Source organism: Aminobacter sp. P4_H6_2 (assembly GCF_056400805.1).
The window spans coordinates 1-11,523 of the sequence record NZ_JBFUKO010000113.1; the positions used below are offsets into that span (position 1 = coordinate 1).

The following is an 11,523-nucleotide window of genomic DNA, read 5'->3' on the forward strand; positions in this document are numbered from 1 at the left end:
TTGCTTTCCGCTGGCATGCTTGGCTACCTTTCATCCTTCTGAGGCGTCTTCTTGCTGTCTGGAACGCCGGCCAGGAGCCGGAATTCCTTCAGCCCTGAGGGGGCGAGATCTTCCATCAGTTCAACGAAATCCATGTGCACCATACGACGCACGCGGCGGGCAAGATGCGGGATCGGGCTCGACGGCTCGGTGCGGTCGTAAAAGGCAACGACGAGGTCGAGGCATCTGACGACGTCGTCGCGCGAGGAGAGGCGGTCGGGGAGGGCCATGGCTGATCCCATATGGTTTGCCGCCGGTTCTACTGCGTGGCCATTTGGCGACGCCGTGGCGGGTGTGGCCTCCGTGAATTCGGGTTTGGCTGTGCCGTTGGGCGCGGCGCGCGCGGTCGACCCGCGTTCAAGCGTGGTCAGCATCCTGTCGAGAAACCTCTTCAGGTCAGGCACCGCCGGTCCGGTGGTTTCGAGCCGTTTGTTGAGTGCTGTGTCGACGCCGCTGAGTGCCACGCTCGCCGCTCGCGTGTCGGTAATTAATTGCTCCATTGCCGGACCCGCAAGGTCTGCCTGCGCGGCACAAGCACTGCGCAACTTCGCCAGCAGCTGTTCGTGGGCGCTCGACAGGGCTGCCCGCTCGATGCTGTTCAACCCTTGCGCCGCTTCCTGCAGCATGACCCGATCGTCAAGCGCACCCAGTTCAAGTTCGCGCCCGGTGATCGGGCCAAATCCGCGCGGCGCGAAAAATGTCATCTGACGGAGATTTGCAAGCAAACCCTCCTGGCCGTTCTGCAAATCAAGCAGGGCATTGATGCGGCGAAGGGCTGCCTCGCGCGGTGGCGCATTCGGCCTCAGCGCGGGATGCATCGTCTCCCAATGCTCGTCGAATGTTCGCCCAATCAGCGTCAGGCCTTCGGTGAGCCCGGCCACTCCCTGGTCATTGGCAAGCGCACGGGTGACGAGGGTGAGGAGCCGAAGGTCGCGCCCATGGCTGCGCAGTTCCTCGGCCTTGCTAAGGACAGCTGTCCAATCGACCGGGATGCTTACTTGAGATGAAGGCTTGTTGCGCTCGTCGTGGACCACGTTGACCTGGGGCTCGACGAGGCGCTCGAGTTCGTGGAAGCGCGGATCGTTGCGCAAGTCTTCCCCTGACGGGTTTTCACCGTTCAAAGGGTTGAGCCAAAGAGCAAGATCAACCACGCATCCCCCCATGTCTCAAAAGACGGAAGTCGCCGGTATTCCACTCCACTTTGGTTTAGCACAATTCAGGCGTCGCTCAAAGTTGGTCGAGGCAAGCGCTTAAGCTTTGGTAACCAGCCTGGCACGAATTGTTCCCGTCGCTCCTGGTGCTCCAACGGATGCCCTGGTGCCATAGCTGGGCACGGCTTTGTAAAGTCGTACTTTGTGTGGCAAGTTATTGCGAACGCAGTCCGGCCATTGGAGAAACTCCGTGGAACCAAAGGGCATGCAACAGCGCAGGGCATCACAAGGCTTCAAGCGCAAGGAACTGGTCGGCAAGCTCAACCCCACCTGCTTGCGCGCCTTCAAGGCGGCGGCTGATGCGGCAAAGCTGCGTGGTAACCCCTACGTTGAACTCGTTCATTTCATTGAACAACTTGTTCTTTCGGATCGCTCGGACGTGCAGATGATCCTGGCCGATGCGGGCGTTGATGCTGCCCGCATCGCCAGCGACATGACGCGCGCGGTCGACAAGCTGCCTTATGGCGCGACCTCGATTGAGGAATTCTCCGACCATATATTTCACGCCATCCAGGAAGCCTGGAACTTGGCGACGCTCCAATTCGGTAGCGAAGAGGTGCGCAGCGCCCACATCATCCTCGCATGCCTGAAGACGCCGGTTCTCGAAGGGCTGGTGTCGAAGATCAGCACGGAACTTGACACGATCGACGCGGATGGCGTGATCACGCGTTTCGCTGACGTGGTCGACGGCTCGCTTGAGGGATCGGCCACTGGGGCTGCGGCACCTTCTGCGGAAGCTCCGCGGCGCCCATCGATGGGAGGGGAGTCGGCGCTGGCGAAATATGCAACAGATCTCACCCAGCGGGCACGTGACGGCAAGATCGATGCCGTCGTCGGCCGCGACCCGGAAATCCGCCAGATCGTCGACATCTTGATGCGGCGGCGGCAGAACAATCCGATCCTGACCGGCGAGGCCGGCGTCGGCAAGACGGCGGTGGTCGAAGGGTTCGCGCTGCGTATCGCCGAGGGCGATGTTCCGCCGATGCTACAAGGTGTGAGCCTGCGCATGCTCGATGTCGGGCTGATGCAGGCCGGTGCCAGCGTCAAGGGCGAGTTCGAGAAGCGGTTGAAGGCAGTTATCGACGAGGTGCAATCCTCCGAGACGCCGGTGATCTTGTTCATCGACGAGGCGCATACGCTGATCGGCGCCGGAGGGGCTGCAGGTACCGGCGATGCGGCGAACCTGCTCAAGCCAGCGCTGGCACGCGGCGAGCTCCGCACGATCGCGGCGACCACCTGGGCCGAATACAAGCAACACATCGAAAAGGACCCAGCACTCACTCGCCGTTTCCAGGTGGTCAAGATCGACGAGCCCGATGAGGCGGCCGCAATCCTGATGTTGCGCGGCGTTGCTGGCGTGCTCGAAAAGCACCATCAGGTGCAGATCCTCGACGAGGCGATCGAGACGGCGGTCAAACTCTCGCACCGCTATATTCCAGCGCGCCAGCTTCCCGACAAGGCGGTCAGCCTGCTTGACACCGCCTGCGCTCGCGTCGCCATTTCGCAGCACTCCCGGCCGGGCGAGGTTGAGGACCTGATGCGCCGAAGGCAGGCGCTGGTGGTTGAACAAGGTATCATCGGACGCGAGGCCGCCATCGGTATAGATGTCGACGAGCGTCAAGCTCGCGTCGAGACGGGACTGAGTGATACCGACACAGCGCTCGCCTCTGCCCAGGGGCGCTGGGATCGAGAGAAGGAAGTCATTGCTGAAATCCTCGAATTGCGTGCCAGATTACGTGGGCTAGGCGTGGCGCTCGATCCCGTCGTTGCGGAGACGTCCCCGAAGGGCGAAGCAATTGAGGAGCCGGTCGCCGCCAATGATGATGACGCCGCACAGTCAGCGCCAGTCGAAACGGCGACAGCAACTGAACCAACCGCAGATCGAGCCGCTGATCTGGCGCGGCTCAAGGAATTGATGGCGGTGCTTGCTGAAGCACAGGGCGAGACGCCGTTGATCCTGCTCTCCGTCGACCGCAATGCGGTTGCGGCGGTGGTGCAGGATTGGACCGGCATTCCCACGGGGCGGATGCTGACGAGCCAAACTGAAAAGGCATTGCGCCTGGCGCAGACGCTATCCGAGCGCGTGGTGGGCCAGGATCACGCAATGGAGATGATTGCCAAGCGCGTGCAAACCAGTCGCGCTGGGCTCGGCGCGCCGGAAAAGCCGGTCGGAGTCTTCTTGTTGTGCGGACCGTCGGGCGTCGGCAAGACGGAAACCGCGCTGGCACTGGCCGAAACACTATACGGCGGCGAGCAGAACCTGATCTCGATTAACATGTCTGAGTTCCAGGAGGCGCACACGGTCTCGACGCTCAAGGGAGCGCCGCCTGGATATGTCGGCTACGGCAAGGGCGGCATCCTGACTGAGGCCGTGCGCCGCCGGCCCTATTCGGTGATCCTGCTCGACGAGGTCGAGAAGGCGCACCCCGATGTGCATGAGATCTTTTTTCAGGTCTTCGACAAGGGCATGATGGACGACAGCGAGGGCCGGCGGATCGACTTCAAGAACACGCTGATCCTGCTCACGTCGAACGTCGGTTCCGAAGTCATCATGCAAAAAACCAAGGGCGGGGAGCTGCGCGAGAAGATGGAGAACCTCGACGCGGCCTTGCGTGCGCCGCTGCTCAAGGTATTTCCGGCCGCCTTCATAGGGCGGGTGGTGACCATTCCGTATTATCCATTGTCTGATTCGATGATCGAGGCGATCACGCGGCACCAGTTCGGCAAGATTGCACGGAGGCTGCAAACCAGTCACGGCGCGGAACTGGTAGTCGGCGATGGCGTGATGGAACTGATCAAGGCGCGCTGCACCGACATCGAGTCCGGCGGCCGCATGATAGACGCGATCCTGACCAATACGTTGCTGCCGGAACTCAGCCGCGGCGTGCTCAACCGCTCGCTTGACGGCGAGAAACTCTCCAAGGTGACGGTCGGCGCGTCAGGCGAAGGATTTACCTACGAGTTTGCGTAGCGCGATACTGGCAATTCGGGGTCGCGCGGACAAATCCTCTACCAAGGATTGGTATCACCATCGCCGGTGCCCCCGCCATCACCGGTGCCACCGCCACCACTGCCACCGCTACCAGTGCCACCGCCACCAGTGCTGCCGCCACCACTGCCACCGCCACCGCTGCTGCCACTATTGGCGCTATCGCTGTGCCCACTGCTAGAATTGGCAGCCACTTTACGTGATGGAGCCGCCGCCGCCCTCCTCGCCGGGGGCGCTTTCTTGACCTGCGACGTCTGTGCGACAGAAGGGTCGCCAGCGTTCGTCAGCGAACCGCATCCCCCTAGCGGTATGAGCGCGGTCGCCAGAAGTAGCCTGAGGGTAAGCGATCGCATGTAGCGTCTCCCTTTCTAACCCAGCATGTCCAGCCGTGGTCGTGACTCGATCCATTCCTTATGGAGGAGGGCAATTAGAAGCTCACGAGGATCACGAGGCGCAGCAGCCCCCAGAACGGCACCTGCGGCCTCCCGTGTTCGCGCACCGAGCTTTCCGTCGATGTCGCCGACGTCCTGCCCCGCTCGTTTAAGCGCCAATTGCACTTCCTTGCCGATCGCCAAGTTGTCTATGTGATCCAGTGCAGCCTGTGCCTGATCGGAAACATCCTTGATGTTTTGTGAGGCAGATAGGGCATAGAGACGCGCCATCTCACCACTGTCATGCTGTAGCGTAGGATTGTCCTTCAAGAGTTCGGCGGCAAAGAACGCTCCCCAAGCGTCGCCGCGTTCGGCGCTTTCCCGATACCAGCCAGCAACAGTTGTCAGGTCGGCGCTCTTGTCGCGCAGAGCCATGCGCCCTAGCAACCTACCTGCATAAGGATGGCCCTGCGCACGTGCCCTTTCAAACAAGTCGGCCGCGCGCGCCGGGTCTTTCTGCACGCCCGTACCATCGCGATATAGGACGCCAAGCAGGACCATGCCATAGACGTCATTGCGATCGGCAGATTCCGTGATGAATTTTAGAGCGCGTGCCTCATCCTTCGTGACATGGTCTCCAGACAGATACTCTCCCCCGAGCATGTTCATCGCGTAGGTATGTCCGGATTCGGCCGCTTGCGTGACTAGGGCCATGCCTCGTTCGACATCCGGTTTGCTGCCCAGCCCGATGACCAAGGCGCGTCCGAGCGCGTATTGCGAATAGGGATCACCCCTCTTCGCGCCGGTTTCATACAAGGGGATGGAGCGCTTGGGGTCACGTTCCACAGCTGCGCCAAATTGATAAAGCCTGCCAAGTAGATAACTGGCGCGGACATGTCCTTGCCCGCTCGCGGCATTGAGCTCGGCCAGCGCCTCCTTGAAATCGCCTTCGGCATAAAGCGCGCGCGCATACTGATATTTGAAGCGTGCGACATCGGGGTGTTCGCTCACCGCCGCCTTGCACGCCGTCAGCGCTTTGGGCACATCGATATCGTTGGGCAGCTTGCCGTCGGCAACCGCCTGGACGTCAAGCGGCTCGGCCGCAAGCGTGTCGCACTCGTTGACCGAGACGGCCACGTTGATGGTGATCGGCGCCGGGGTGACGGTCTTGATCGCCGGAACCAGAACGACGGTTCGCACTGGAGCACTGGCGGCTTTCTTGTCCACGGGCAAGGGGATCGGCTTGACCTCCATGCTGTCCGTACCCGTGTCGAGCGACTTGGATTGTGTGGTTGCGGAAACGGTCTTGACCGCTGGCCCTTCGCTATCGGCAGCACTTACCACCTTGAGCGACGGTCGAATGCGCAGTTTGGTTATGTCCTCGGCTTTGATCAGGTCACCTTCGGAGACGATCTGCCCGCCGACCGCCACCTGGGTTTCGGGATCGCGGCTTTCGAGGCGGAGCCAGCCGGTCGACGCGCTGGATCGCACGACCTCGTCAGGCATGGCGGCAAATCCGGTGCCGATATCAGACGCCATTGCGACCAGGATCGGCTTGGCCGTTTCGGCCTGTTTCGGCTGCGGTTCGTCGCCTTGCTGGATGGTCAGAGCAGGTTTAACGGGCACCTGTGCGACTGCCTGGGCATCGACGACGACCCGGACAATGCCGCTCGCGCTTCGGCCACTGTCGGTCGTGACGGTGTAGCGCACCTCTTCCTTGGTCATGTCATCTGACGATGATTTGAACATGACATCTTCGACACGGTCGGCAGATATCTTGCTGTCGAGGTTGAGTTGTTCGTCGCCCAGCCAAAGCGTTCCCTGGTCCGGAAGCTTGGTGAAGCTTACGGTCAACGGCGTGTTGCCGCTGGTAATTGGCGGTGAAATGCGTAGCGCCACTTCCTTGGAATGCGGCGGAACGCGAACCTCGCGCAGATCCTCGATGATCAGAAGGTTCTGCCGGGTCACGAAGAAGAAAGAAGAAGTCAGGCTCGATGTGTCCCAAGGCGTCTGCCGTCCGTCGGTGCGCTTGATGACCTCGGCGCGGATATCGCTGAGCAGCTTCCTGATCTCGACATTGGGCTTCAATGCATATTCGGCGAAGGTGCCGGTGAAGGGGCTGAGGCCATTATTGCCGTCCAGCGCTACCCTGTCGGGTGCGGTCGAGTAGACGATCAGCGTGCCATTTTCGGGAGCGACCGAGGCAAGTCCTTTTTTGCCTTCGACGGCGACCTTGGCCTGGCCGACATAGTAGGAATTGTTGGCGAAAGGATTGTCGCGGCAGGCGTCCAATATCGCGATCTGCAGCGAGGAGGTCTCGCGCATATATTCGAGCAGGCTCGACATGTTGTAGGCCTGAACCTCGAGATCATAGGAGGTCTCCAGGCTGGCATCGACCGGCAGCATGAAGTTGTGGCCACCAACCTGTACGGCATGGCCGCTATAATAGAACAGCGCGACGTCACCATCGTTGAGCGTCCTGAGGAAGCCGAGGATAGTTTCTTCAAGACCCTTCTTGTTCAGGTCCTTGCCGAGCGTGACCTCAAAATTTGCCCGCTCCAGCACTTCGCGGATGCGGTCCGCATCATTGGTTGCATTGGGAAGCTTGGCGAGATGCTCGTAGGCCGAATTGCCGATGACCAGCGCGGCGCGGCGACCAGAGACGCCCTCGGCAGCGAGAACCGTGCCAACAGCAAGCAGTAAGAAGAGGCCGCACGCCAAAATGGCGCCGGTCAGACGTGCGACAATGCCAATATTGCGAGCAGGYAAGCAGCCCCCGCATACCATTACTGCCCCCTTGGGATTGCAGTCTTTAAAGGCTTGGCACGGCTTGCATTCTTAGAAGATCAGCATCCTCCTTGTGACGAAAGCTGTCAACGGCGATYAGACACTGGAAATTGCACGGTCCTGTAGGCCGGCAAGAGCAGAGCCCATCACGAAAATCCGTGTTATTGTCGAGGCATGATCCAAACACCGCAGGTGTGAAGCAATGGCCGGATGGCGCTCACGCATGGATGGAACCAGGTCATGACGCCGGAGGACAAAACACGCATCGCCCCTGATAGCGGTGTTCACAAGGGCGTGCAGCTCAACGGCATCTATGAGATCGACGAGCACATCGCCACGGGCGGCATGGGCGAGGTCTATCGCGGCCACAACATCCAGACCGGCGACCCCGTAGCGATCAAGCTAGTGCTGCGCGAATTCGCCCGCGACCAGGGCATTCTCGCGCTGTTTCGCAAAGAGGCCTCGATCCTCAATCATCTCTCCAACGATGCCATTGTGCGCTATCACGTGTTTACGATCGACCCGACGATCGGCAGGCCGTATCTCGCCATGGAGTTCGTCGATGGGCAGTCGCTGGGCGAGCGCATCCGCAACGGGCCACTCGATACGCGGGAAGCCCGCAAGATGCTGGCCAGGGTGGCGTCCGGGCTCTCCGTTGCTCATGAGGCGGGCGTCATCCACCGGGACCTGTCGCCCGATAACATCGTGCTGCCGGGCGGAAAGGTCGAAAAGACCAAGATCATAGATTTCGGTATAGCGCGTTCGGCCGACGTTGGCGGCGGCACGCTGCTCGGCGGCAGCTTCGCTGGCAAATACAGTTTCGTTTCGCCCGAGCAGCTGGGCTTGTTCGGTGGCGATGTCACTGAGCAGTCGGACATCTACAGTCTCGGGCTGGTGCTCGCAGCGGCGTTGCGCGGCAAGCAGCTCGACATGGGGGGCTCGCCGGTCGAGGTGATCGAAAAGCGGCGGACTGTGCCCGACCTGACAGGGGTTGACCCAGATCTGCTTCCGCTGCTTGAATCCATGCTCCAGCCGGATCCACGGGATCGTCCGGAAAGTGCCGCGGCGATCGTCGAGTGGCTGCGCGAGACGAGTGGGGTGACGGCAGCGCCTGGAACATTTCCAGGGGTCGACGCCCAACATGATCAGCAGCAACGAAATGATCAGCAGCAACGAAAGCCTGCGGACCTTGCCTGGCGACCGCCGGGCTCGGGCGCTGTTGGGCAAAAGCCTCAACCGCCTGAGGCCCTGTTGCCGCGCGATGCCCCGTGGCGCCATGCCGGAGCGGCCGGAAAATCCGCGACGGACACTCGGCATAAAACAGCTTCTCGGCCTTTGCCTGTCCGTCAACCGCCAAAATCCGGACGTCGTGCGCTGATCGGTACTGTCATGCTCGTTGCGCTGGCAGCGGCGGGCGGCGGCGCCTACTATTCGGGGTTTCTGGGTGGCTTTCTGCCCGGGGGCACAACGTTGACGCCAAGTGATGAAGCTGCCAGCGGCAAGCTTACGCCCGCGCCACCCAAGGCCCCCGTGCCATCTCAGGAGCCGACGGCAAAAGACCCGCCGACTGCCAACACTGAGGTGAAAACACCCATCCCGCCCGAAATCGCCAAGCCAAAACCGCCGGAGCCGAYCAAGGAGGTGGCTGTCCAACCAACTCCAAAGACTGCGATTACGGTGGCGGAGTGGTTCAAATCCTTTGACGGCGGCCCATGCTTCTACGTCTCGGTCGCGGACGCGTCAGCACCGCGCCCTCAGGTGGAGGGGCTCGCGACCTCAAAAGCACCGTTCGACAAACTTTCCCGGGATTTTGCTTCCGCCTTCGGGGCTGGTCCGGTCGTCAATCCGAGGATGATCGAAAGAGAGCAGTGCCCCGTGGCCGATTTTCTGGAGGCCGTGCACCCGGACAAGGGCAACGGACCAATCCTCGAACTGAGCAAGGACAATCTCAAGGTCGGAGACTCGCTCCAGGGCAAGTTGAGTGGGACCGGCAGCCGCGACATCAATCTGCTTTTGGTCGGCAAGGACGGCGTGGTCTACAATTTCGCTAGTCTGCTGAAGAAGACTGGAGCTGACGAAGCTTCCTTCAGTATGAAGCTCTTCCCGCTCAACGACCAGGAGGCATCGGCACCGGAACCGCATCTGATCGTGGCGCTTGCCAGCGACAACGGCATCAGGTCGGCTGACATTAAGGATCCCGAGTTGGCGTCAGACCTGTTTCCCAAGATCCGGACGGAGATCGAGGCGCAACAAAACGGAGCTGGCGTCGCCTTCGGCTATTTCCTGTTCGACCGTTGAGCGGTTGCCCAGAGGGCTGCGATTGCTTCAAGCTTCGTATCTGGCCATCAGGCCAATATATCTTTCAGGTATAGGAGTTCACGTTGTTTGAGATCGGTCCGATGTACCACCAAGAGCTATGCATCGAGGATACATGTTGGGACGCGACTATTTTAGTGCAATGCCCGGAATTAGAGGCTGTGGATCATCGCTTTCGACCGAGTGCCCATGAAGTGATTCATGGACACTCCGACGGCGCCTGGTGAGCCGCGATTGTCGTGTTCCAATGCAGATGTTTGCGGAGCTCTACCCCCGTCTGGTACTGCGAACCGCCTTTGGACAGGCTTCCTTGGAGCGCGCAACTTTGTTGCAAGTTGCCTAGCTTGGCCTACCGGTTCGACCGCGCTCCCTAGCGATAGGGGAGCGCTGCGAACGAGTCGGCGCGCGGGTGGGGTATGACGCGCCGATCGCCCGCGGCCTTTTTGGGGGAGGATAGGGCCGCAGTCAAAGGCCGGATGCAGTCCGGCCGTTGATTTCAGATTGGATGTTGGGAGCTGGCAGCGGCATTAGAGATGCCACCGCCAATTTGTAACACGGTTCGATCCTACCACTTGACCCTGGAGCCGGCGGTGCCGGCAAGGCGTAGCTGTCGCCGAAGTTTTCGAGCGACCTGTTGACCGAGCCCCCCCCAAGGAGCGCCCACCTGCGTCCTAGAATTGGGACATCCGGCGATCATCTCACCCGACTGTAGAATTCTACACTCTCCCCAAGACTTAATCTGTGATGACTTCGCGTGCATCTGGCAACCGGGGGCTTAGAGGGACGATGACACGTGCAATACATGGTTCTACGCCGAGCCAGCTGCGAGCGAGCCACCATCGCAAGCGGGTGCGAAGCTTCCACGAGCGGTGTCTCTGGAACCTCAAAGCTGCGATGATCGAACACTCGTGTTTTCGCGCTGATGCCGGGCATGCTGCAAGCAGGGCAGGAGGGATGTCCCACGAGGCAAATTTCCTGAGATTGTGCGATCCAAATGCACTTGCAAACAGCTCCAACGGCGCGTTGAGCGGACGTTTCCAATCGTGGCGTCGCCGGCCGATTGTGGGTTTGCTCGCGTCGTTTTGCTCCGAAGTCTCAGTCACCTGTCATCGAGAAGCTTGAGGCAGGCGACATGGCGCAACTTCGCTCCCATCCCCGTCTCATACGCAAGCTGCAGGAAGCCCTTGGGGACGACCTTTGCATGGCGCTCGATGATGAATGTGTCGTCGAGATCATGCTGAACCCCGACGGACGGCTTTTCATCGAACGGCTTGGGCACGGGATTGCGCCAGCCGGCAAGATGACTGCCGCAACGGCCGAGATCGTCATCGGCAGTGTCGCGCACGCGCTTCACTCCCAAGCTGATGAGGACCGCCCGATCATCTCTGGCGAGCTGCCAATAGGTGGGCATCGTTTCGAGGGGTTGCTGCCGCCTGTTGTCTCGGCTCCGACTTTCACCATCCGGCGGCGCGCCTCGCGGCTGATCCCGCTCATCGATTATGTGACTTCGAACGTTATGACCAAGAACCAAGCATCGGTGATCAGCAACGCGATCTCTTCGCGGTTGAACATCGTTATTTCGGGTGGCACGGGGTCGGGCAAAACGACGCTAGCCAATGCGGTCATCGCCGAGATCGTCGAAACGGCGCCGGAGGATCGGTTGCTCATTCTTGAGGACACGGCGGAGATCCAGTGTGCGGCTGAAAACGCGGTGGCGCTGCATACGAGCGACACTATCAACATGGCCAGTCTGCTAAAGAGTACAATGCGGCTGAGACCGGATCGCATCATCGTCGGCGAGGTRCGTGAT

At 60.7% G+C, this 11,523-nt stretch carries 5 protein-coding genes; 3 read left to right on the top strand and 2 right to left on the bottom strand.

The annotated features are described in order from the left end of the window. Nucleotides 1–23: 23 nt before the first annotated feature. Entirely contained in the window at nucleotides 24–1,190 is a 1,167-nt protein-coding gene (gene tssA, locus AC1DUU_RS11375; RefSeq protein ID WP_476783524.1) for a type VI secretion system protein TssA, read from the bottom strand. Nucleotides 1,191–1,455: 265 nt separating this feature from the next. On the opposite strand from tssA, the gene tssH reads away from it, so the two are divergent. Further along, the gene (gene tssH, locus AC1DUU_RS11380; protein ID WP_476783525.1) at nucleotides 1,456–4,221 is read left to right on the top strand and encodes a type VI secretion system ATPase TssH; all 2,766 of its coding nucleotides are present in this window, start codon (nucleotides 1,456–1,458) and stop codon (nucleotides 4,219–4,221) included. A 386-nt stretch (nucleotides 4,222–4,607) separates the two neighbouring features. Here the strand turns inward: tssH and AC1DUU_RS11385 are convergent, their stop codons facing one another. Continuing rightward, the gene (locus tag AC1DUU_RS11385; RefSeq protein WP_476783526.1) at nucleotides 4,608–7,331 is read right to left on the bottom strand and encodes a caspase family protein; all 2,724 of its coding nucleotides are present in this window, start codon (nucleotides 7,329–7,331) and stop codon (nucleotides 4,608–4,610) included. Between the two features lie 306 nt (nucleotides 7,332–7,637). Here AC1DUU_RS11385 and AC1DUU_RS11390 point away from each other — a divergent pair, with 306 nt between their 5' ends. Further along, nucleotides 7,638–9,695 carry a serine/threonine-protein kinase gene (locus AC1DUU_RS11390; RefSeq protein WP_476783527.1) on the top strand — a complete coding sequence of 686 codons (2,058 nt, stop codon included), beginning with the start codon at nucleotides 7,638–7,640 and terminating at the stop codon, nucleotides 9,693–9,695. A gap of 1,150 nt (nucleotides 9,696–10,845) precedes the next feature. Next, nucleotides 10,846–11,523, top strand: a 678-nt coding sequence (gene trbB / locus AC1DUU_RS11395; RefSeq protein WP_476783528.1) for a P-type conjugative transfer ATPase TrbB, incomplete at its 3' end; no start/stop codon positions are given.

Coding starts and splice junctions, on each gene's coding strand:
- tssH (WP_476783525.1), top strand. CDS start 1,456: ATGCAACAGCGCAGGGCATCACAAGGCTTCAAGCGCAAGGAACTGGTC.